This window comes from Telluria beijingensis, assembly GCF_030770395.1.
Classification (GTDB): domain Bacteria; phylum Pseudomonadota; class Gammaproteobacteria; order Burkholderiales; family Burkholderiaceae_D; genus Telluria; species Telluria beijingensis.
This window is the reverse complement of sequence record NZ_CP132480.1, coordinates 5,466,176-5,488,542: the sequence shown is the minus strand read 5'-3', so window position 1 is coordinate 5,488,542 and position 22,367 is coordinate 5,466,176. Positions and strand designations below refer to the sequence as shown.

General features: G+C 67.3%; 18 protein-coding genes and 2 tRNA genes. 7 read left to right on the top strand and 13 right to left on the bottom strand.

Annotated features, from left to right (window positions below; all coding sequences use genetic code 11):
- Window positions 1–123: 123 nt before the first annotated feature.
- Complete coding sequence (locus Q9246_RS24180) at window positions 124–2,142, top strand: GGDEF domain-containing protein (protein ID WP_306393736.1); 2,019 nt, start codon at window positions 124–126, stop codon at window positions 2,140–2,142.
- Between the two features lie 37 nt (window positions 2,143–2,179).
- On the opposite strand, the gene Q9246_RS24175 is transcribed toward Q9246_RS24180, so the two are convergent.
- Entirely contained in the window at window positions 2,180–4,183 is a 2,004-nt protein-coding gene (locus Q9246_RS24175) for an MHYT domain-containing protein (protein ID WP_306393735.1), read from the bottom strand.
- A 162-nt stretch (window positions 4,184–4,345) separates the two neighbouring features.
- On the opposite strand from Q9246_RS24175, the gene Q9246_RS24170 reads away from it, so the two are divergent.
- Window positions 4,346–4,993: an SAM-dependent methyltransferase gene (locus Q9246_RS24170; protein ID WP_306393734.1), complete on the top strand. Its 648-nt coding sequence runs from the start codon at window positions 4,346–4,348 to the stop codon at window positions 4,991–4,993.
- Here Q9246_RS24170 and Q9246_RS24165 read toward each other — a convergent pair.
- The 6 genes from Q9246_RS24165 to Q9246_RS24140 form a co-directional block, all read right to left on the bottom strand.
- Window positions 4,953–5,462: a hypothetical protein gene (locus tag Q9246_RS24165; protein ID WP_306393733.1), complete on the bottom strand. Its 510-nt coding sequence runs from the start codon at window positions 5,460–5,462 to the stop codon at window positions 4,953–4,955. The genes Q9246_RS24170 and Q9246_RS24165 overlap by 41 nt on opposite strands.
- A gap of 260 nt (window positions 5,463–5,722) precedes the next feature.
- Window positions 5,723–5,797: transfer RNA gene (locus Q9246_RS24160), tRNA-Val, on the bottom strand.
- Window positions 5,798–5,949: 152 nt separating this feature from the next.
- Window positions 5,950–6,024 (bottom strand) — tRNA-Val (locus Q9246_RS24155).
- A gap of 37 nt (window positions 6,025–6,061) precedes the next feature.
- Complete coding sequence (gene dnaQ, locus Q9246_RS24150) at window positions 6,062–6,769, bottom strand: DNA polymerase III subunit epsilon (RefSeq protein WP_306393731.1); 708 nt, start codon at window positions 6,767–6,769, stop codon at window positions 6,062–6,064.
- Window positions 6,770–6,855: 86 nt separating this feature from the next.
- Window positions 6,856–7,323 (bottom strand): ribonuclease HI, encoded by a 468-nt coding sequence (gene rnhA, locus Q9246_RS24145; protein ID WP_306393729.1) that lies wholly within the window; start codon window positions 7,321–7,323, stop codon window positions 6,856–6,858.
- Window positions 7,320–8,090 carry a class I SAM-dependent methyltransferase gene (locus Q9246_RS24140; protein WP_306393727.1) on the bottom strand — a complete coding sequence of 257 codons (771 nt, stop codon included), beginning with the start codon at window positions 8,088–8,090 and terminating at the stop codon, window positions 7,320–7,322. Before Q9246_RS24140 ends, rnhA begins: the two co-directional genes overlap by 4 nt.
- A 23-nt stretch (window positions 8,091–8,113) precedes the next feature.
- Here Q9246_RS24140 and gloB point away from each other — a divergent pair, with 23 nt between their 5' ends.
- Complete coding sequence (gloB, locus tag Q9246_RS24135; RefSeq protein WP_306393725.1) at window positions 8,114–8,914, top strand: hydroxyacylglutathione hydrolase; 801 nt, start codon at window positions 8,114–8,116, stop codon at window positions 8,912–8,914.
- A gap of 7 nt (window positions 8,915–8,921) precedes the next feature.
- On the opposite strand, the gene aceB is transcribed toward gloB, so the two are convergent.
- Entirely contained in the window at window positions 8,922–10,511 is a 1,590-nt protein-coding gene (gene aceB / locus Q9246_RS24130) for a malate synthase A (RefSeq protein WP_306393724.1), read from the bottom strand.
- Between the two features lie 171 nt (window positions 10,512–10,682).
- On the opposite strand from aceB, the gene Q9246_RS24125 reads away from it, so the two are divergent.
- Entirely contained in the window at window positions 10,683–11,588 is a 906-nt protein-coding gene (locus tag Q9246_RS24125; RefSeq protein WP_306393723.1) for a LysR family transcriptional regulator, read from the top strand.
- Window positions 11,589–11,677: 89 nt separating this feature from the next.
- Here the strand turns inward: Q9246_RS24125 and Q9246_RS24120 are convergent, their stop codons facing one another.
- The 4 genes from Q9246_RS24120 to Q9246_RS24105 all read right to left on the bottom strand — a co-directional run bounded on the left by Q9246_RS24120 (window position 11,678) and on the right by Q9246_RS24105 (window position 15,011).
- Window positions 11,678–11,881: a cold-shock protein gene (locus Q9246_RS24120; protein ID WP_005670341.1), complete on the bottom strand. Its 204-nt coding sequence runs from the start codon at window positions 11,879–11,881 to the stop codon at window positions 11,678–11,680.
- Between the two features lie 328 nt (window positions 11,882–12,209).
- A complete protein-coding gene (locus Q9246_RS24115) occupies window positions 12,210–12,581 on the bottom strand; it encodes an Hpt domain-containing protein (protein ID WP_306393720.1) in 372 nt (123 codons plus the stop codon).
- Window positions 12,582–12,589: 8 nt separating this feature from the next.
- Entirely contained in the window at window positions 12,590–13,240 is a 651-nt protein-coding gene (gene upp, locus Q9246_RS24110; protein ID WP_306393718.1) for a uracil phosphoribosyltransferase, read from the bottom strand.
- A 97-nt stretch (window positions 13,241–13,337) separates the two neighbouring features.
- Window positions 13,338–15,011: an isovaleryl-CoA dehydrogenase gene (locus tag Q9246_RS24105; RefSeq protein ID WP_306398254.1), complete on the bottom strand. Its 1,674-nt coding sequence runs from the start codon at window positions 15,009–15,011 to the stop codon at window positions 13,338–13,340.
- 337 nt (window positions 15,012–15,348) lie between these two features.
- On the opposite strand from Q9246_RS24105, the gene Q9246_RS24100 reads away from it, so the two are divergent.
- A complete protein-coding gene (locus Q9246_RS24100; protein WP_306393717.1) occupies window positions 15,349–17,094 on the top strand; it encodes a putative bifunctional diguanylate cyclase/phosphodiesterase in 1,746 nt (581 codons plus the stop codon).
- Window positions 17,091–18,584, top strand: a complete 1,494-nt coding sequence (locus tag Q9246_RS24095; RefSeq protein ID WP_306393715.1) for an HDOD domain-containing protein — start codon at window positions 17,091–17,093, stop codon at window positions 18,582–18,584. The genes Q9246_RS24100 and Q9246_RS24095 overlap by 4 nt, the downstream gene beginning before the upstream one ends.
- Window positions 18,585–18,764: 180 nt before the next feature.
- Here the strand turns inward: Q9246_RS24095 and aroC are convergent, their stop codons facing one another.
- Complete coding sequence (aroC, locus tag Q9246_RS24090) at window positions 18,765–19,859, bottom strand: chorismate synthase (RefSeq protein WP_306393713.1); 1,095 nt, start codon at window positions 19,857–19,859, stop codon at window positions 18,765–18,767.
- Between the two features lie 200 nt (window positions 19,860–20,059).
- Between aroC and Q9246_RS24085 the strand changes: the two genes are divergently transcribed.
- Window positions 20,060–22,336 (top strand): putative bifunctional diguanylate cyclase/phosphodiesterase, encoded by a 2,277-nt coding sequence (locus tag Q9246_RS24085; RefSeq protein WP_306393711.1) that lies wholly within the window; start codon window positions 20,060–20,062, stop codon window positions 22,334–22,336.
- The last annotated feature ends 31 nt before the right edge of the window (window positions 22,337–22,367 follow it).

Here is a 22,367-nt window from a genome sequence, read left to right as displayed (position 1 = left end):
GAGCCGGCCGTTGCGTAAACATCGCAGCGCAGGCCGGCGTGCTTGATTTCCCTAAATCAACATTCGATAATGGATCGGGCCGCCCTGCCCTCCCAGGCCCTCCCCTCACCGACGCCCTTGCCCATGACTGCCGCCCACGGACTCCCACCCAGATTCCAGCCGCCGCTTGCGATCGGCCTGCTGCTGGTGGCGCTCGCCGGCCCGGCCGGGGCGGCGCCGCAGCCGGAGGCGCGACTGGACGAGATCGCGGCCATGGCCGAGCAGGACAATGTGCGCGCCCGCACCGTGCTGGTGCAGGAAGGGCCGAAACTGATCGCCGGGGCGCCCTATGCGGTGCGCATCCACTACTTGCGCCTGTTGCGGCGGGTCCAGGCCGATGGCGGACACTTCCGCGACGCCTTCGAAACGAACGAGCTTATCATCGGCCTGGCCGAGGCCGAACGCGATCCGCTCAATCTTGCGCTGGCCAGCCTGGCCCGCGTGCTGCGCCTGATCGAGACCAACGATCCAGCCGCAGCCCTCGGCCAGCTGGAAACCCTCGGCGCCCGCTACCGCGACCTCGGCAGCCTCGAGTTCAGCGCCACCTTCGACGGCCTGTATGGCATGGCCTACAGCGCGGTCGGCCAGTACGACCGGGCGCTGCGCCATTTCTTGCGCGCGCTGGACATGATCAAGGGCCATCCCGACCTGTGGGGTCCCCGCCCGGCCGACATCCGGCTGGCGATGGCGCGCATGTACGTCAATGCGCGCGACCCGGCCCGGGCGCTCGAGACCCTGCGCGAGATCCGCGCCAGTGAGCAGCGCCTGCCCCCGCGCACCGATGCCGCGGTCCACTTCTTCGAGGGCCGGGCTTTGGTGGCGCAGGACGAGATCGAAGCCGCCCTGCTCGCCTTCCGGCACGCGCTCGCGCTGGCCCATGCGCACGAATTGATTTCGCTCGAGGCCAATGTGCTGGGCAATATCGCCAACGCCCACCTGAAGGCGGGACGCTACCAGGAGGCCGAGGAAGCGGCGCGCGCCGCGCTGGAACCGGCCCGGCGCAGCGAAGACCGGATCAGCCTGCAGATGGCGAAAGCCAATCTCGGTTTCGCCCAGTTCGGCCAGGGCCGCCAGCGCGAAGGCCTGGCGCACGTGGACGCGGTGATCGCCGAGATGACCAAGGCCGGCGCCATGTCGACCGTGGGACGCATGCTGGCCGAAAAGAGCCAGGCGCTGGAGGGCGCCGGACGCTTCCGCGAAGCGCTCGCCACCGCGCGCGAACGCGAGACGGTGACCCAGGAACTGGCGCTCAACGACCGCAACAAGGCGATCTCGGCGCTGCAGGAACAGTTCAAGGCGCGCGAGCGCGCCGCCCAGATCGACACGCTGCGCAAGGACAACGCCGTCAAGGACGCCGAACTGCGCCACCGCGGCCTGGTGCAGACCGCCGCCTCGCTGGGCGCGTCGCTGGCGCTGTTCCTGTGCGCGGGCGTGCTGTGGCTGTACCGCAAATCGGTGCTCACCCGCCGCCGCTTGGCCGAGCTCAACGACGAACTGGCCTACCGCTCGGCCCACGATCCCCTCACCGGCCTGTTCAACCGACGCTCGTTCCAGGACCGCATGCGCAGCCGCACCGGCGAAGCGGCGCCGCGCCTGGGCTCGGCCGACTGCTTCACCCTGCTCGACATCGACCACTTCAAGCGCATCAACGACGAATACGGCCACGCCGCCGGAGATGCCGTCCTGGTCGAGGTCGGCAAGCGCCTGCGCGCGGCGATGCGCGAATCGGACATGGTGCTGCGCTGGGGCGGCGAGGAATTCCTCGTGTATTCGCAGGGCGTCACCCAGGAACAGCGGCCGCTGCTGGTACAGCGCATCCTGGACGCGATCGCGGCCACGCCGGTCGTGCTCGAGGACGGCACCGCCCTGTCGGTCAGCGCCACCGCCGGCGCGGTCTCGCTGCCGTTCGCGCACGAGGGCCTGGATGCCGATACGCAGGAAGCCGCGGCCCAGCCCGACTGGGAACAGGCCATCGCGCTGGCCGACCGCGCGCTATACAAGGGCAAGGAAGCGGGCCGCAACCGCGGTTATATCGTGGCCGGGTTGCGCCGGCCCGAAGGCGCCCTGGAGCTCGACCTGGTGTTGCCCGGCGCCGCGGCCTGAGCGCCCCGAAGCCGCCCCATCGCCTGGCGGTGCGCCGTTAAAGCGAACGCAGTAGATTACGGCGCGCGACGATCGCCGCCACCGTCTGCAGCAGGAGCGCGGGCGCCACTGGCTTGGCCAGGTATTCGTCGAAGCCCGCTTCGAGCGCGCGCTGCTGGTCTTCGCGCCGCGAGAACGCGGTGAGCGCGATCGCCGGCACCCCGGCCGTCTCGCGGTCGGGCATGGCGCGCACCCGCCGGATCAGTTCGAAGCCATCGACCAGCGGCATGCCGATATCGCTGATGATCAGGTCGGGCCGGCGCAAGCCGACCAGGCGCAGCGCTTCGCGCGCGCCGGTGGCGGTGAGGATGGTGGCGTCACTGGCGGCCAGCACCTGCTGCACCAGTTCCAGCGAATCGAGCTCGTCGTCGATCACCAGCACCGTCATGCCGGACAGTTCGGGCGGCGCCAGCGGCAGCCCGGCCAGCGGCTCGGCGCGCGCGGCAGGCAGCGCGCCGGGCGCGGCCAGCGGCAGGTGCAGGGTGAAGGTGGCGCCCTGTCCTTCGCCGCGGCTGGCGACGCTGATCGTGCCGCCCTGCAGCTCGACCAGCTGGCGCGCGATGGCCAGTCCAAGGCCCAGGCCGCCATGGCGGCGCGCCGACGATGAATCGGCCTGGCGGAAGCGGTCGAACACATAGGGCAGGAATTCGGGCGCGATGCCGGCGCCGGTATCGGCGACGTCGATCGCCACGTTGCGCCCGACCCCTGCGCCCGGTTCGCCCTCCAGCCGCAGGGTCACCGTCACCGCGCCGCCCGGCTCGGTGAACTTGACCGCGTTCGACAGCAGGTTCGACATCACCTGCTGCATGCGCGCCAGGTCGCCGCGCACCGGGCCGGCGCCATGGTCGATGCTGGCGCTCAGGCCGACGCTGCGCGCCAGGGCCGCCGGCCGCGCCGTCTCGAGCGCGGCGTTGACGAAGTCTTGTGGCTGGATCGGGGCCGCGTCGATCCGCACCTTGCCGGCCAGCAGGCGGCTCATGTCTAGCATGTCTTCGATCAGCTGCGACTGGGCGCGCGCGTTGCGCTCGATGGTTTCGAGGCCGCGGCGCAGCATGGCGACGTCGCGGTGGCCCTGCAGCAGCAGCTGCGACCAGCCGAGCATGGCGTTGAGCGGCGTGCGCAGCTCGTGCGACAGGGTGGCCAGGAATTCGTCCTTCATCTGGCTGACGTTCTCGGCCTCGAGCCGGGCGCGCTGTTCGTCCAGGTACAGCTGCTGGCGCTCGGCGGCGGCCGCCAGCGATTCGGCGATCGTGCGGTTGCGCGCCTCGAGCCGCGCATCGAAGATGGTGGCCAGCAGCGCGATGCTGAGCAGGGCCACGGTGGCGACCGTGACCAGTGCCGCCAGGTGGTCCTGGTCGACCCCGCCCAGCGCCGCGCGGCACACGCTGCCGGCCTCGAAGTGGGCCGCGGCCATGCCCGTATAGTGCATGCCGGCGATGGCGCCGCCCATGATGATGCTGGCCGCCACCTGCACCGCGCGCCGCGACCGGCTACCCCCGTGACTGTCTTCGTGCAGGCGCAGGCCGAGCTGCAGCGCCAGCGCCGAGGCGCCGATCGCGATCGCGACCGACAGCGCGAACAGCCAGGGCGTGTAGCTGATGGCCGGATCCATGCGCATGCCGGCCATGCCGGTATAGTGCATGGCGTTGATGCCCGCGCCCATCAGCACCGCGCTCCAGGCCAGATGGCGGCGCCGGAATGCGCGGTGCCGCACCTGCCACAGCGCCAGGCCCGAGGCGACCACGGGCAGCAGCCAGGAAGCGAAGGTGATCAGCGGATCGTAGCCGACCGGCATGGGCAGGCGGAAGGCCAGCATGCCGATGAAGTGCATGGCCCAGATGCCGCTGCCCATGGCCAGCGCGCCGCCCGCGATCCAGAAATATGGCGCGCGGCCCTGGGACTGGCGCACCCGCATCGCGAGGCTGAGCGCCGTGTACGATGCCAGGATGGCCACCAGGATCGACACGAAGACCAGCAAGGGTTCGTAATGCCCGCTCACCATGGATTGGATTCCGTTCTTTTCATATTACACGGCCGGCTGCCCGTGCAGCCGGCGTGCCCTGTATCGACCGGAGCCAGTGTACACGACTGCAGGCGCGGCACGCGGCGATATCGGGTAGGCTTGTGCAAGACCTTACATACACGCTTTTCAAGGAACTTCGCATTGTCGGACCGCCACCCAAGTACGCTACCCGCACCGCATGAGCAAAGCCAGCGATCGCCGCTGGCGCTTGGCCGCCGCCCCTTGCTGCATGGCGTCGCAGCGCTGGCCGGGCTGGCCCTGGCGCCTGGCCTGATCGTGCCGGCACGCGCCCAGCCGCCCCTGCCGACAGTGCCCTATGTCTCGACCCCGCAAGACATCGTCGACCGCATGCTGGCGATGGCCCGGGTCGGGCGCCAGGACACGGTGTATGACCTCGGCTGCGGCGACGGCCGCATCGTGATCGCCGCCGCCCGCCGCCATGGCGCGCGCGGCGTCGGCATCGACCTCGATCCCGAGCGCATCAAGGAGGCCGACACCAATGCGCGCCTGGCCGGCGTGCAGGACCGCGTGCGGTTTCGCCAGGCCGACCTGTTCGACACCGATTTCAGCCCGGCCAGCGTGGTCATGCTGTACCTGCTGTTCGAAGTCAACCTGCGGCTCATGCCACGCCTGTGGCGCCAGTTGCGGGTCGGCGCGCGGGTCGTGTCGCACGACTTTCACATGGGCGCGCAATGGCCGCCCGAACAGATCGTGCGCGTGCGCGACAAGACGCTGTATGCGTGGACCATCACCCCGGAACTGAAGCAAGAGATTGCAGGCTCGCCCTGACCTGCGCCAGCTGGGCCTCGACCACGTCCTTGCCATGTTTCGAGTCGCGCATCGCCATATGCCAGTGGGCGATGGCGCGCTGCAGCTGGTGCTCGTTGCCGGCCGCGCCGATCTGGCGCACCAGCTCGGCGGCGATCGGGCCGAGGCAGGTTTCGGCGCTGCGCACCAGCATCTCCCTCACCGGCGCCAGGCGCGCCCAATCATCAGACGGCGCGGCGCCGCTCGCGGGGGCGATCAGGCCCAGCGCCTCCAGTTCGTCGAGTATCCGCGCCAGCTGCGCGCCGGGCATCAGCGCCGCCAGCGCCGCCGCGGTCTTGCGGCCGTCGAGCATGATCAGCACGCTGCGCTCGCGCGCACCGAGGCCGGCGCTGCGGCAGGCGACTTCCTGGCGGCCGAGTTCCGTCTTGGCATAGACGACATCGGCAGGCGCAGGCAGGATAGGTGATGAATCGGCGAGCATCGTCTTCACGGAACAGGCAATCGCCTGATTCTATGAAGCAATTATTACAGTGATATTTCAAACGGGCCGAGGCAGCGGATAACGCGCCTGGAAAGCAGGACGCCCGCATGGTGCGGGCGTCCTGAAAGAATCCTGTNTTCACGGAACAGGCAATCGCCTGATTCTATGAAGCAATTATTACAGTGATATTTCAAACGGGCCGAGGCAGCGGATAACGCGCCTGGAAAGCAGGACGCCCGCATGGTGCGGGCGTCCTGAAAGAATCCTGTTGGTGGGAAGTGCAAGTTTCGAACTTGCGACCCCTGCAGTGTGAATGCAGTGCTCTACCCCTGAGCTAACCTCCCAACGAGGCCGTATTATGCCATAGAGTCTTGATTATTCCAAATGGCAATTGACCAACTACTTTGCGCCGATACCGTGATCCGAACACCAACCGCGGCAAGCGACAACGCCTTCCGAAACAAAAGGCCAGCATTGCTGCTGGCCTTGAGAATCCTGGTGGGAAGTGCAAGTTTCGAACTTGCGACCCCTGCAGTGTGAATGCAGTGCTCTACCCCTGAGCTAACCTCCCGAAGCGAGGCGTATTATGCCACACGATCGCCTATCCGTCACCCCTGCGCGGCAACATTCCTCCACACGCAGGTCCCCTTCACATTCTTGTCCAGCCCGGCCAGCACGTCCTCGTGCGCAGCAAGCTCGTCGGCGCTCGCTGCGACCACGATGATCTCGCCCAGCGGCACCACCTCAAGTACATCGCCGATGCTCGCGGCCTCGACCTCGACGTCCATCGTCAGCGAGTTCTGGCCGCGCGTCATGGCCAGGTAGACGTCGGCCAGCAACTCCGAGTCGAGCAAGGCGCCGTGCAGCTTGCGGTGGGCGTTCGAGATCTCGTAGCGGTCGCACAGCGCATCGAGCGAATTGCGCTTGCCCGGATGCAGCTCCTTGGCCTGCACCAGGGTGTCGATCACGCCGCTGCAATGCTCGACGAAGGGCGGCAGGCCGATGCGGGTGAATTCATGGTTCAGGAAGCCCAGGTCGAACGGCGCGTTATGGATGATGACTTCGGCGCCCTGGATAAACTCGCGCAATTCCTCGGCGATCTCGTGGAACTTCGGCTTGTCGCTCAAGAACTCGGTCGTCAAACCGTGCACCGCGAGCGCTGCCTCGTCCGAATCGCGTTCCGGATTGATATAGCGGTGAAAATTATTCCCGGTCAGCTTGCGGTTGAAGATTTCGACGCAGCCGACCTCGATGACGCGGTCGCCCGTGCGAGGATTCAAGCCGGTGGTTTCGGTATCGAGGACGATCTGGCGCATGGTGTTCTACTGGATGATGGAAACTGGGTTGGAGCGGCCCGCAGTATAGCAAAGCCGAGCCGGGCGACCGCCCGGCCCTGTCGTACTCAGCGCCGGACCGAGGCCGCGCCGCGGTTGGCCAGCACGTCGGCCCGCTCGTTGCCCGGATGGCCGTTGTGGCCGCGCACCCAGCGCCATTCGACCGCGTGCTGCTGCTGGGCCAGGTCGAGCGCCTTCCACAGGTCGTCGTTCTTGACCGGCTCCTTGGCCGCGGTCTTCCAGCCGCGCGCCTTCCAGCCGTGGATCCATTCCGAGATGCCCTTCTGCACGTACTGGCTGTCGGTGTGCAGCACGACCTTGCACGGGCGATTGAGGACGCCCAGCGCTTCGATCACGGCGCGCAATTCCATGCGGTTATTGGTGGTGTGCGGCTCGCCGCCGAAGATTTCCTTCTCGTGGCCATTCGAGACCAGCAGCGCGCCCCAGCCGCCAGTGCCCGGATTGCCCTTGCAGGCGCCGTCGGTGAAAATCTCGACCTGGGTCGGGGACACTGCATTCGTTGATTGTTCGCTCATTCCCTGTTCGCAGCCGGCACTGCTGCCGGCCGCTTGCTCGCTTTCTTGTTCCATGCGGGACCGATGATGTGCATACCCTTGACCCGCTTGATGGCATGCACCACGTAGACCGCGCCGAGATAGGGCCACCAGCGCGCGCCCGCCGATTCCATCATCGCGAAGCGGCTGAGCCAGTGGGCCGTGCGGCACGGCGGGGCGTAGCAGCCGAAATGGCTGCGGGTCACGCCCAGGTTCAGCAATTTTAGCCAGTCTTTGAGACGCGGCATAGAGATGAATTCGCCGGAGGCCGGCAGGTAGTCGCTGCGGGTGACGCGCCGGACGCCCTGGCGCATGCCCCACAGGCTGGCCGGATTGAAGCCGCAGATGATCACCTGCCCCTCGGGAATCAGGACCCGCTCCACCTCGCGCAAGACCTGGTGCGGCTCGAGGGCGAACTCGAGCACGTGGGGCAGCACCACCAGGTCGATGCTGGCGGTGGCGAACGGCAGCTCCTCGACGTCGACCGCGACCGCGATCTGCCGGCCGCCGGCCGCGAACGCCAGTTCGTCGGCATCGGAGGTGCGGGTCGCCGCCTGCCATTTATTGGGCATGCGGCTGGCCGCCAGCGCATCGAGCTGGGGCACGCCGATCTGCAGCGCATTGAAGCCGAAGATATCCACCGTGAGCTCGTCGAGGCAGGCCTGTTCGAACGCGCGCACGTAGGCGCCCGCCGGCGATTGCAGCCAGTTGTCGAGCGCTATAATGGATTTTTCGGATGCGCTATCCATGCCACCTCTTCACACAGTTCACCATGACCACTCCGCCGCGCAAGACACTGTCGGTATTGACCGTGCCTGCCTTTAAAGACAATTATCTTTGGCTCATTCACGACGGCAGCAATGCCGCCATCGTCGACCCGGGCGACGCCGCGCCGGTCAAGGCCGCCCTCGCCGCGCACACGCTGCGCCTGACCGCCATTTTACTCACCCATCATCATGCTGACCACATCGGGGGCGTGCCGGCCTTGCTGGACGAGTGGGACGTGCCGGTATTCGGGCCGCGGAGCGACGGCATCGAGCTCGTCACGCAGCCGCTGGGGCAAGGCGAGCGCATCGTGGCGCCAGGCCTGGATCTGGCGCTCGAAGTGCTGGACGTGCCGGGTCACACGCTCGGCCACATCGCCTATGCGCGGCGCGACGATGGCGCCAACTGGCTGTTCTGCGGGGACACGCTGTTCGGCGCGGGTTGCGGGCGGCTGTTCGAAGGCACGCCGTCGCAGATGATGGATTCATTGGCGCGGCTGGCGGCGCTGCCGGACGATACGCTGGTGTATTGCGCGCACGAGTACACGCTGTCGAACCTGCGCTTCGCCCGGGCGGTCGAACCCGGTAATGCCGCGCTGGAGGCGCGCGCCGAGGTCGATGAGGCGGCGCGCACCGCCGGCCGGCCGACGATCCCGTCGACGATCGGCCTCGAAAAGGCGACCAACCCTTTCCTGCGTTACGATGCGCCGCGCATCGTCCAGAGCCTGGTCGAGGCGGAGCGCCTGCTGCCCGGCGCCTCCGCCGTCGATACCTTCGCGGCGTTGCGCGAATGGAAGAACACGTTTTAAGGACGGTTCAGATTTCCTCGTACAAAGGCAGGGTGAGGAATTCGGCAAACGTCTCCGAGGTCGACATCTCTTCGAAGATGACGGCCGCACGCTCATAATTCGACTGCGTCCCGTCAGCCGCCACCGCTTTTACTTTCTCCAGTTCTTGCGGGATCATCTCGCGCACCATATCCGCCGTCACCTTGCGGCCATCGTCCAGCACGCCCTTCGACGAACGGATCCACTGCCACACCTGCGAGCGGCTGATCTCGGCCGTGGCCGCGTCTTCCATCAGGTTGTGGATCGGCACGCAGCCATTGCCGGCCAGCCAGGCGCCCAGGTAGTGGATGCCGACATTGATGTTATAGCGCAGGCCGGCCTCGGTGATCGGCGCCTCGGGTTTGAAATCGAGCAGCTGCGCCGCCGTCACCTCGACATCCGGACGCTGCTTCTCGAACTGGTTCGGCCGCTCGCCCAGCACCTTGGTGAACTCGTCCATGGCGAGGCCGACCAGGCCCGGGTGGGCGACCCAGCCGCCGTCGTAGCCGTCGCCCGCGTCGCGCGCCTTGTCGCTGCGCACGCCGCCCATCGCGATCTCGTTTTTCTCGGGATCGTTCTTGATCGGAATGAGCGCCGCCATGCCGCCGATGGCCGGCGCGCCGCGCCGGTGGCAGGTCTTGAGCAGCAGCAGCGCATAGGCGCGCATGAAGGGCGCCGTCATCGTCACTTTCGCGCGGTCGGCCAGGCAGAAATCGCCATCGTGCTTGAACTTCTTGATGCACGAGAAAATATAATCCCAGCGTCCGGCATTCAGGCCGGCGCTGTGTTCGCGCAACTCGTACAGGATTTCGTCCATCTCGAAGGCCGCCAGGATGGTCTCGATCAGCACCGTCGCCTTGATCGTGCCCTGCGCCAGGCCAAGCTCTTGCTGCGTCTTGACGAAGATGTCGTTCCACAGCCGCGCCTCGAGGTGCGATTCCATCTTCGGCAGGTAGAAATACGGGCCGGCCCCGCGCGCCAGCAATTCCTTCGCGTTATGGAACATGAACAGCGCGAAATCGAAGATGCCGCCCGACACGCGCTCGCCGTCGACCAGCACGTGTTTTTCGTCCAGGTGCCAGCCGCGCGGCCGCACGACCAGGGTCGCCACCTTGTCGTTCAGGCGGTACGATTTGCCGTTCTGCTCCAGGGAAATGGTCTTGCGGATCGCATCGAACAGGTTGACCTGGCCCTGGACCTGGTTATCCCAGTTCGGGGTATTCGAATCCTCGAAGTCGGTCATATAGCTGTCCGCGCCCGAGTTCAGGGCATTGATGACCATCTTCCGCTCGACCGGGCCGGTGATTTCAACCCTCCGGCACGCCAGCGCCGGCGGAATCGGCGCCACGCGCCAGTCGCCGTCGCGGATGTGGGCGGTCTGCGGCAAGAAGTCGGGACGCTCGCCGGCATCGAGCCGGCGCGCCCGCTCGGCGCGCATTGCCATCAATTCCCGGCGCCGCGGGCCGAAGGCGCGCGACAGCGTCGCGACCAGTTCGAGCGCTTCCGGCGCCAGGATCTGCTCGTAGCCGGGCTTGATCTCGCCCGTGATCTGCATGCCTTGGGGGATGGTGAGGGACATATCGACTCCTGAGTTTGATGAAGAATCCTTGCGACGCCGCGTCCGGGACAGACCGTCCTTGGCGTTTGTCTTTGCATCAAGTATATTCACCTGAATAGCGCTAAACCATACAAAATCTCACATCATCCGTGTGTTTTTGTATCAAATGAAGAGCAGGAACGGGGCAAGAGCATGGGCAAATTCACCCAGATGTCGACCTTCGTCGAAGTGGTGGCGCGCGGCAGCCTGTCGGCGGCGGCGCGCGCCGAAGGCATCGCCCCGGCCATGATCGGGCGCCGGCTGGACGCGCTCGAGGCCCGCCTCGGGGTCAAGCTGCTGCAGCGCACGACGCGGCGGCTGGTGCTGACCGACGAGGGCCAGGCCTTCCTCGAGGATTGCCAGCGCATCCTGGGCGAGGTGAACGACGCCGAATCGGCCATTTCCGAGCACAGCCTGCGCGCCTCGGGCCACCTGACGGTGTCGGCGCCGGCCGGCTTCGGCCGCCAGCACGTGGCGCCGCTGCTGCCCTCCTTCCTGGCCGAGCACCGCGACGTGACGCTCAACCTGAACCTGTCCGACCGCGTGATCGACCTGGTGGCGGAGGGCGTCGACGTCGCGATCCGCATCGCCAGCCTGGACGATTCGAACCTGGTCGGCGTCAAGCTGGCCGACAACCGGCGCGTGGTGGTGGCCTCGCCCGCCTACCTCAAGCGCCACGGCCGGCCGCGCCTGCTGGCCGACCTGGCGCGCCACAACTGCCTGCCGATCAGCAGCGAAGGCAGCCAGCGCGGCTGGACCTTCCTCGACAACGGCAAGCTGGTGACCCTGAAGGTCGGGGGCAATATGGTGTGCAACGACGGCGCCGTGCTGCATGCCTGGGCGCTGGCCGGCAAGGGCCTGGCCTGGCGTTCGATGTGGGAAGTGGGCGAGGATATCGCGAGCGGCGAATTGTGCACGGTACTGGACGAATTCGCGGCGCCCGGCAACGATGTCCACGCCGTGTTCGCCCAGCGCCGCCACCTGCCGCTGCGCATCCGCGCCTTCGTCGATTTCCTGCGCCGCAGCTATGCCGCGCCGGACTACTGGCGCCATCGCTGACGGCGTGCGCGCGGGGCGCGATGAACGACACGGGCAAAAAAAATCCCCGGCAATTCCGGGGATTTTTGTCTCGTAAAGCCCGTGGGCTATTACAGAGGCTGGATGTTCGAGGCTTGCTTGCCCTTCGGACCGGTGGTCACGTCGAACGAAACGCGCTGGTTCTCCTGCAGCGACTTGAAGCCGGTGCTCTGGATTGCCGAGAAGTGCGCGAACAGATCTTCGCCGCCTTCATCAGGGGTGATGAAGCCGAAGCCCTTCGAGTCATTGAACCATTTAACGATGCCAGTTGCCATTACAATTTCCTATTTCGGTTAGTTGGGCTTGCGCCCGTTTCAGATCGTTTGAAGAAGCAAGAAAGGAATGACAGACAGACTGCACTACTACCTCGAACCCAACGATCCCGTATTATAACGAATAAAACCGACGCGTACCCAGTTAGTTAAATAAAAAACCGTTAAATCGCAACGATTCCTTAAATCACTAAAAGGGATGGCGCGTTTTTTATCCGCCACGAGGGAAAATATAGGCGCAAGGGCGATGCAAATGTTTGCGATGAATCAAATTCCGCTCTGCCGTGAGTTTGCGCATGCGGCTTGCGCAGGTCCAGGTCCGTGAAAGCGCTCAGCTCAGTGCCTTGGGGTCGAGTTGCGCGGCCCGGATGTATTCGTCGAGCTCCGCGCGCCAGGCTTGCCACTCCGTGGCGGCCACCACATCGAAGGCGCGCAGCACACGCAGGCGCTGTTCCAGCAGGCGCGCATGGTGGCCCAGGCCGCGAAAGCCGAAGGTGGCCGCCGAGCCGGCCAGCGTGTGCAGCATGGCCTGCAACTCGCCCGCCGCCGGCGCCACGTCCACATCCGGCCGGCCGGCGCCGGCCAGCGCCTGCGACAACTCGTCCAGGCGCGCGAGCGTGGTCGGCAGCCGGGCCGCGAATTTCTCGTTCAGTTCGGCAAGGCGCGCAAAGAATTGCTGGTCGGCCGGCTGTGCGGTAGCCATCGGCGTCCTTACTTGGTGCCGAAGATGCGGTCGCCCGCATCGCCCAGGCCTGGGACGATATAGGCATCCTCGTCCAGGTGCGAGTCGAGCGCGGCCACGAACAGCTTGACGTTCGGGTGCGCGTCCTGGAACACCTGCACGCCCTCGGGCGCGGCCACCAGGGCCAGGAACAGGATCTGCTCGTCCGGCACGCCGCGCTTCTTGAGCACGTCGATCGCATGCACCGCCGAATTGCCGGTGGCCACCATCGGATCGCACAGGATGAAGGTACGATCGGTCGTGTCGGGCAGGCGCACCAGGTATTCCACCGGCTCGTGGGTGGCGGGATCGCGGAACACGCCGATATGCCCCACGCGCGCCGACGGCACCAGTTCCAGCAGGCCGTCGCTCATGCCGATGCCGGCGCGCAGGATCGGCACCACGGCCAGCTTCTTGCCGGCGATGACCGGCGCGTCGATCGTCACCAGCGGCGTGCGGATCGAACGCGTGGTGAGCGGCAGGTCGCGCGTGATCTCGTACCCCATCAGCAGCGTGATCTCGCGCAGCAGTTCGCGGAAAGTACGCGTCGACGTGTCGTGCTCGCGCATATGCGACAGCTTGTGCTGGATCAGCGGGTGGTTCAGGATGTACAGGTTCGGAAAGCGCGGGTCTTGTTTCATGGCTTGGTTCGTCGTGATTCTGTGTGAGGCGGGCAAGCGCGCATTATCCCAGCCATGCGGCCGTTTGTCCCGGTTTGCGCGAGAAAAAAGTTGGCGTTCATGACATGGGCAAGGCGCGCGCCATGATCGCCCCGAAGTCGATCCCGGCCGGCAACCGTCCGTAGGCCCCGCCCACCGGCTGCACGATGCGCGACAGCAGGAAAGCCTGGCCCACGCAGGGCGGCGCATGGCGCAGCAGCAGCGCCGCCTGCACCGCCACCACGATCTGCTCGGCCAGCAGGCGCGCCCCCTCTTCGATCGTCGCGTGCGCCGCCAGGCTGTCCAGCAGGGCCGCGACGTGCGCCGCGAAGCGCGCGTCAAGGAGCGCCGCCGGCGCCAGTTCGGCCGCCAGCACGGCGTGCGCCGCCTGCGGCGACTTGCCCAGCGCGCGCAGCAGGTCCAGGCACATGACGTTGCCCGAGCCTTCCCAGATCGAGTTGACCGGCAGTTCGCGGTACAGGCGCGCCAGCGGCCCGTCCTCGACATACCCATTGCCGCCCATGACTTCCATCGTTTCCGCCCCGAACCCCGGGCCGCGCTTGCAGATCCAGTACTTGCCGGCCGCCGTCAGGATGCGACCCAGCAGCGCCTGGGCCGGGTCGTCCCCTTCGTCGAAGCAGCGCGCCAGGCGCAGCGCGAAGGCGGTGGCCGCCTCGGATTCCAGCGCCAGGTCGGCCAGCACATTGCGCATCAGCGGCTGGTCGGCCAGCGGCTTGCCGAAGGCCAGCCGTCCGCGCGCATGGTGCAGCGCCTGGCACAGGGCGGCGCGCATGATGCCGGCGCTGCCCAGCACGCAATCGAGCCGGGTATGGCTGCCCATCTCGAGGATGGTCGCGATGCCGCGCCCCGGTTCGCCGATCAGCCAGCCCAGCGCGCCGCAGAATTCGACCTCGGACGAGGCGTTCGAGCGGTTGCCCAGCTTATCCTTCAGGCGCTGCACGCGCACGGCGTTGCGGCGGCCGTCGTCCAGGAAGCGCGGCACCAGGAAGCAACCGAGGCCGCCGTCCGCCTCTCCCTCGCAGCGCGCCAGGACCAGGTGGGCGTCGGCCTGCGGCACCGAATAAAACCATTTGTGGCCGACGATGCGCCAGGCGCCCTCGCCCGCCGCGGTGTCTTCCCCTGACGCCAGCCGGGTAGCGCGGGTGGTATTGGCGCGCACGTCGGACCCGCCCTGCTTCTCGGTCATGCCCATGCCGACCAGCGCGCCGCGCTTGGCGTGCAGCGGCAGGGGCCGCGGATCGTAGTCGCGCGACAAGATCTTCGGCAGCCAGGCCGCCGCCAGCGCCGGCGCCAGGCGCAGCGCCGGCACCGCCGCATAGGTCATGGTGAGCGGGCATTGGACGCCGTTCTCGGCCTGGCCGAGCAGCAGGTAGCCGGCCGCGCGCGCCACCTGGGCACCGGGCCGCGCCTCGCTCCACGGCGCTGCATGGAGCCCGGCCTCGACCGCGATCGCCATCAGCGCATGCCAGGCCGGGTGGAATTCGGGCTCGTCGATCCGGCGTCCGACGCGGTCGAAGCTGGCCAGGGTCGGGCCGTGCAGGTTGGCCAGGCGCGCCAGTTCCTGCACCGCGGCGCTGCCGAACCGGGCGCCGAGCGCCTCCAGCCCTGGCGCCGCCCAGCCGCCGCCCTCGCGCGCCAGCGCTTCCTGCAGGGCGGGATCGCAGGCGTACAGGTTCATGTCCACAAATGGCGGCGCCTGGTTCAAGACTTCATGGGTATCGCATGCGTCCATCATCCCTCTCCAACGCTGTCTATTGTCAAATGTTGCATCGCGGCACCATAATTGCAGTTCTTGTGTCGCCTTCCCCGAGAATAGGCGACAATGCCGCTAGCAGGCTGTCTTTACAAATTTGAATGCTTAAGGTTAGCGCCATCATGTCCACTGGGCAAGCGGGCTGCGCATGCGCAAGAAGGCGCGAAATCCTCCGCCGGCTTGTGCTTTCTAATGCCTTACGGAATTTTTCAGTGATACAGTCGCCTCTGGTTTGGTAGACTTGCACGGATTCACATGTGACATTGGCATGACGTGCACGTGCCGTAACAAGAAAGCAAGAAAGCTCCTGAACAACATGCACACCAGTTCCTCCGCCGCGCCCTTGCCCCAGCCGGCCGCCGCGCCAGCGCCGGCTGCGGTGCTGCCCGCGGCGCTGCTCGACGGCTTGCTGGAGACGGCCGGCGACGCCGTGTTCCGCGTCGCTCCGAGCGGCGCGATCCACGCGGCGGGCACCCGCGCCCGGCGCCTGTGGGGATTCGAGCCCGGCTGCTCGCTGGTGTCGCTGGTGCACGAGATCGACCAGCCGGCCCTGCGCAATGCGCTGGCCGGCGCCGGCGCGGGCCATGAGGCGGTGCTGGTCGAGACCCGCTTCCGCTCGGGCGAGCGCGACATCTGGTTCGAGCTCAGGATCGCCCACCTGGCCACCGGCGACGAGGCGCCACTGCTGGTCATCGGCCGCGACATGTCGGTCCAGCACGCGACCGAGGAGCGGTTGCGCCACATGGCGACCCACGACGCGCTCACCGAACTGCCCAACCGGGTGCTGCTGGCGGACCGGATCCGGATGGTGATCGCCAACGCGCGCCGCTCGGGCCACGGCTTCGCCGTCGCCGCCATCGGCCTCGACGGCTTTAAAAAGGTCAACGACGGCCTCGGCCACCCGCTGGGCGACACCGTGCTGCAGATGGCGGCGGTGCGCCTGCGCCGCGCCCTGCGCGACAGCGACACGCTGGCGCGGGTCGGCGGCGACGAATTCGTCGCGGTGCTGCCCGGCACCGTCAGCGAAGCCCAGGTCAAGCTCGTCACCGGGCGCCTGATGGCCACCCTGCAGTCGCCGTTCGAGGCCGGCGGCCACACGATCTATCTCGGCGCCTCGATCGGCGTCGCCGTCTACCCGGACCACGCCGAGGACGAAGTGCGCCTGGTGACGCTGGCCGACGCCGCCCTGTCGCGCGCCAAGGAAACCGGCAAGGGCCGCGCCGTGGTCTACAGCCCCAGCGACCAGGGTCCGCCCGAACACGACATCTCGCTCGAGGCGGCCATGTTCGCCGCCATCCGCGAAGGCGAGTTCCTGCTCTACTACCAGCCGATCGTCAACGCCCGCAGCCGCATCATCGAAGGCTTCGAGACCCTGATGCGCTGGAAGCATCCGACCCTGGGCATGGTGCCGCCGGCGCGCTTCATCCCGATCGCCGAAAGCAACGGCCTGATCAACCTGCTCGGGGCCTGGGCCCTGAAGGCGGCCTGCATGCAGATCCGCCAGTTCCAGGAAGTGGCGGCGCGCGACCTGTACATCTCGGTCAACATCAGCCCTCGCCAGTTCCGCAGCGACCGCTTCCTGACGGTGCTCGACGATGCGCTGGCGCTGTCCGGCCTCGACGGGCGCCAGCTGGTGCTCGAGATCACCGAGGGCACGCTGATGGTCGATCCGCTGCATGCCGAGGACGTCCTGGCCCAGATGGCGCAGCGCCAGGCGCGCATCGCGATCGACGATTTCGGCACCGGCTACTCGTCGCTGGCCTATCTCAAGCGCTTCCCGATCTCGGTGCTCAAGATCGACCGGGCCTTCGTGAAGGACTTGCCGGCGTCGACCAAGGATGCGGCGATCTGCAACGCGATCCTCGACCTGGCCGGCCACCTGAGCCTGTCGGTGGTGGCCGAGGGCGTCGAGACCGAGGAACAGCTGGCCTGGCTGGACGACCAGGGCTGCCACTACGTCCAGGGCTACCTGACGGGCAAGCCGATGCCGGCCAGCGTGGCCGTCACGGCGCTCAAGGAAAATCTCTATACCGCACTTCTGCCGGGCGCAGCCAAACCATGACCACACAAGCCACTACCCCGCGCTCGGCGAAGTCGCAAGCCACCCTCGCCCTGCTGTGGGAGCGCATCCGGCGCCAGGGCGACATGCCCGGATTCACCAGGGCGATCAACGCCATCCTGGCCTCGATGCGCGGCGAGGACGAGCGCGACTTCTCGATGACGCAGACGGTGCTGTCCGACCCGGTGCTCACGCAAAAGGTGCTGCGCCTGGCCAACAGCAGCATGTATTCGGCCTTCGGCCAGAGCGTGAACACGATCTCGAGAGCGGTGTTGGTGCTGGGCACCGAGACCATCGGCCACCTGGCGCTGGGGCTCAAGCTGATCGAGGAACTCAGCCGCAGCACGCCTGACACCGAAGCCGCCCACATCGAGATGGAAAAGGCGGTGCTGGCCGGGATGGTGGCGCAGCAGCTGGCGGCCGACGCCCGCTCGCGCGACCCGGAAGAAGCCGTGGTGTGCTCGATCCTGCATTCGCTGGGCCGCATGATGCTGACCTTCTACATGCCGGAGCGCTGGGCCAGCATGCGTGAGCTCACCGGCGAAGGCCGCGAAGAACAGGCGGCGTTCGAGGTGCTCGGGCTGTCGCTGGAAGAAGTGGGCCGCGCCACCGCCGCCCACTGGGGCTTGCCGCGCAACCTGGTGGCCGGCATGCGCCGGGTCGAGCCGGGCGAGCGCTTCGAGGGCTTCGCCCACGAGGACTGGCTGGCCGCGCTGGGCAGCATGTCGACCCAGGCAGCCGATGCCCTGTGGGCCGACGACGCGGCCGGCGCCGCGAAGGTGGCGGCCCTGGCAGAGAGCTTCGCGCCGATGCTGGGCCTGCCGCCCGACGGCATCCTGGCCTCGATCGACAAGGCCAAGGTGGAAGCGGCGTCGGACCTGTCGATCGCGCCGCTGGCCAAGCCGCAGGAAAAACGCGCGCAGCAGGCCGCGGCCACGCGCAAGCGCATCGCCGGCAACAAGATCCTGATGAGCGGCGTGGCCGACATGCGCGACGCCGGCCCGAACGCCACCGCCGGCCAGATGATCTCGATGGCGCTCGAGACGATGCACAAGGGCCTGTCATTCACGCGCTCGTTCGCTTTTCTTCGCAACCGGCGCGAAGGCCGCTATTCGGCGCGCCTCGGGCTGGGCGAGGACGTCAAGACGATGCTGCCCAACCTCGCCTTCGACGACACCTACGAGCCGAACGTGTTCCACGCCGCGCTGGGCAGCGACCGCGTGATCTTCATCGAGAACGCGCACGACGCCAAGTTCGCGAGCAAGCTGCCGGGCTGGTGGAAAGGCACGCTGGGCGACGCGCGCTGCTTCGTGGTGATTCCGCTGTCGGCGCATGGCCAGCCGGCGGGCTTCATCTACGGCGACTGGGACGACACCTTCCCGCAGGTGATCCTGAGCCAGACCGAGTTCTCGCTGCTGAACGACCTGCGCGCGCTGGTGGTGCGCACGGTCGAGAGAAGGCATCAGCTGGAAGCGATCGTGACACGCGTTTAAGCGCGCTTGCCGCGGCTTTCCTGTTACCCGTTACCCGTCGTTCCCGCGGAGGCGGGAACCCAAGTCCTTCGCACTGCCGCTAGGGCTGACGATAATGGCGATGCATGCAAACTTGGGTTCCCGCCTGCGCGGGAAGTCGTTACCTCCGGTGGAGGTAACGACGAGGCGAAGGTCGCCGGATTATTTCAACTTCGGCGTCGCCACCTGCACATCCCCGCACTGCGCCCGATGCATCAGCGCGTGGTCGATCAGCACCAGCGCCAGCATCGCCTCGGCGATCGGCGTCGCACGGATGCCGACGCAGGGATCGTGGCGACCGAAGGTCTCCACTGTGGCCGGATTGCCGGCCTTGTCGATCGAGCGGCGCGGCACGCGGATCGACGACGTCGGCTTGATCGCCAGCGACACCGTGATGTCCTGGCCGGTCGAGATCCCGCCCAGCACCCCACCGGAATGGTTGCCCACGAAGCCCTCGAGCGTCAGCTCGTCGCCATGCTCCGAGCCGCGCTGCGCCACCGACGCAAACCCGGCGCCGATTTCCACGCCCTTGACCGCGTTAATCCCCATCATCGCGTACGCGATGTCGGCGTCAAGCTTGTCGTAGATCGGCTGGCCCCAGCCGACCGGCACGCCACTGGCCACCACGTCGATGCGGGCGCCGATCGAGTCGCCGTCGCGGCGCAACTGGTCCATCGCCTCTTCCATCCGCTGCAACAGGGCGGCGTCGCCGGTGGCGGCGAAGAAGGGATTGGCGTGCACGTGTTCCCAGCCCTCGAACGGCACCGCGATATCGCCCAGCGCGCGCATGCAGCCGCGGAACTCGGTGCCGTGGCGTTCGCGCAGCCATTTTTTTGCGACGGCGCCGGCGCCGACCACCGGCGCGGTCAGGCGCGCCGACGAACGGCCGCCGCCGCGCGGGTCGCGCACGCCGTATTTATGCCAGTAGGTGTAGTCGGCATGGCCGGGGCGGAAGCTCTCGGCGATATTGCCGTAGTCCTTGCTGCGCTGGTCTTCGTTGCGGATCAGGAGCGCGATCGGGGTGCCGGTGGTCAGGCCTTGGTAGACGCCGGACAGGATCTCGACCCGGTCGGCCTCCTGGCGCTGGGTCACGTGGCGCGAGGTGCCAGGCTTGCGCCGGTCGAGCTCGGGCTGGATGTCGGCCTCGGACAGGGCCATGCCGGGCGGGCAGCCGTCGATGACGCAGCCGATCGCGGGGCCGTGCGATTCGCCGAAGGTGGTGACGGAAAACAGCTTACCAAAAGTATTGCCGGACATGTGCGTCTTGATATTGGATTGATCGAATTACCATTCTAACAGGCCCTCTGGCAAGCAGAAACGAACATTATTGCGTCGACTGTCGCAATATGTTCCCATACGGAAATATTTTGCACAGCCGGCGCCGATCGTTCGTTTCCTTTTTACAATTGCATATATACTGAAGTTATCCATGCCGAGACAACCTGGAGACGTAGCACATGCCAGCATCGATTACGCCCTCGGGACCAATGAAGGATGACCGCGGTAGCGCCAACCTCGTGGGCGAAGAGCTCATGAACGACGACCTCGTCTTTGCCGACGAAGCCGCTGCCGCCGCATCCTCGCACCCAGCATGGCGGATCCTGGTGGTCGACGACGATGCCGACGTGCATTCGACCACTACCTTCGCTCTCGGCAATGTCGAGATGCAGGGCCGCCCGCTGGCCTTCCTGCACGCCTATTCCGCCAGCGAAGCCTTCGACCTGCTGGCGCGCGAAGACGATATCGCCGTCGTCCTGCTGGACGTGGTGATGGAGCGGGCCGACGCCGGCCTGCGCCTGGTGCGCCGCATTCGCGACGAACTGGGCCTGCACGACCTGCGCATCGTCCTGCGCACCGGCCAGCCCGGCTATGCGCCCGAGATGGAAGCCATCCGCGGCTACGACATCAACGATTACCGCACCAAGTCCGAACTCACCCGCACCAAGCTGTACACGACGGTGGCGGCCGCGATCCGCTCCTACCAGCAGATCCGCGCACTCGAGGCCAACCGGCTGGGCATGGAGCGCATCGTCGCCGCCTGCTCCGAATTGATGGCCCTGCACGGCGTGCGCGACGTGGCGCTCGGCATCCTGGCCCAGGTCGGGCGCCTGGTCGGCCAGGCGGCCGAGGGCGTGCTGTGCACCCGCGACACCGGCCACGGCCGGCCCGAGACCCTGCGCGCGGTGGCCGCGGCCGGCGCCTGCCGCCACCTCGACGGCCGCGAACTGAGCGGGCCGTTCGCGCGGGCCGCCGAACGCACCCTGCTCACCCGCCAGTGCGGCGCCGAGGACGGCCTGCTGAACCTGTACTTCCCGGGCAAGGCGGGGCGCGACTTCGTCGCCTGCATCCCGTTCGACCGTCCGGTCGACGAGCTCGAACGACGCCTGCTGAAGGTCTTCTGCGGCATGGTCGCGGTCTGCCTCGACAACTGCGAACTGGTCACCCACCTGAACAAGTCGGCCTTCCACGATCCATTGACCGGGCTGCCGAACCGCACCCGGATGGTCGAGCTGATCGACGCCCTGCTGGCCAGCCCGCGCCGCGCCGGCGCCGTGCTGGCCCTGGTCGACCTGGACCACTTCGCCGAGACCAACGACGCCCTCGGCCACCATTTCGGCGACCTGCTGCTGGTGTCGGTCGGCCAGCGCCTGAAGTCGCGCCTGGCCCCCGGCCTGGAGATCGGCCGCATCGGCGGCGACATCTTCTGCGTGCTGGGCGAGGCCGACGCGGTGCAGCCGGCCCAGGTGCAGGCGCTGTTCCGCGAATCGTTCCGCATCGACGGCCAGGACGTGCAGGTGTCCGCCACGCTCGGCCTGGTGCGCCTGAACGAGCACGACGGCAGCGGCGCCGACGCCCTGAAGGATGCCGACATCGCCCTCAAGCGCGCCAAGTCGCAGCAGCGCGCCGGCCACTTCTATTTTTCGCGCAGCATGGGCGTCGAGATCCGCGAGCGGGTGCGCATGATGCACGCGCTGCGCAGCGGCTTCCAGCGCGGCCAGCTGTTCCTGCACTACCAGCCACAGGTCGATCTCGGCACCAACCGCCCGTTCGGCGCCGAGGCGCTGCTGCGCTGGCGCCAGGAAGACGGGCGCCTGGTGCCGCCCGACCGCTTCATCCCGATCGCCGAGTACTCGGGCCTGATCGTCGAGATCGGGGAATGGGTGCTGCGCCAGGCCTGCGCCGAGCTGATACGCCTGCGCGGCGCCGGCCACCGCGATTTCACGATGTCGGTCAACGTCTCGCAGGTGCAGTTCCGGCATCCGCACTTCCTCGACATGCTGCGCCGCGCGCTGGACGATACTGGTGCGCCGCCCGAATACATCGAACTGGAGATCACGGAATCGATGGCGATGGAAGAACCGGCGCTGCTGGTCGAGAAGCTGGCGCAGGTCAAGCGCACCGGCGTGTCGATCGCGATCGACGATTTCGGCACCGGTTTTTCTTCGCTGTCGCACCTGCAGCGGCTGCAGGTCGACCGGCTCAAGATCGACCGCGCCTTCGTGACCGAAATCACGGGATCGGCGCGCGGCAGCAGCATCGCCCAGATGGTGGTGCAGCTGGGCCGCAACCTGGGCCTGTCGGTGATCGCGGAAGGGGTCGAGGACGAGCGCCAGGCGCAGATCCTGCGCCAGCTCGGCTGCCCGCTGGCGCAGGGCTTCCTGTATGCGCGGCCGCTGTCGCCGGAGGGCTTGCTGGAGTGGCTGGCGGGCCAGCCGGTGACGCGCGCGGCGTGATCGGCGTGAGCGGCATTTCTACCGGCACAAG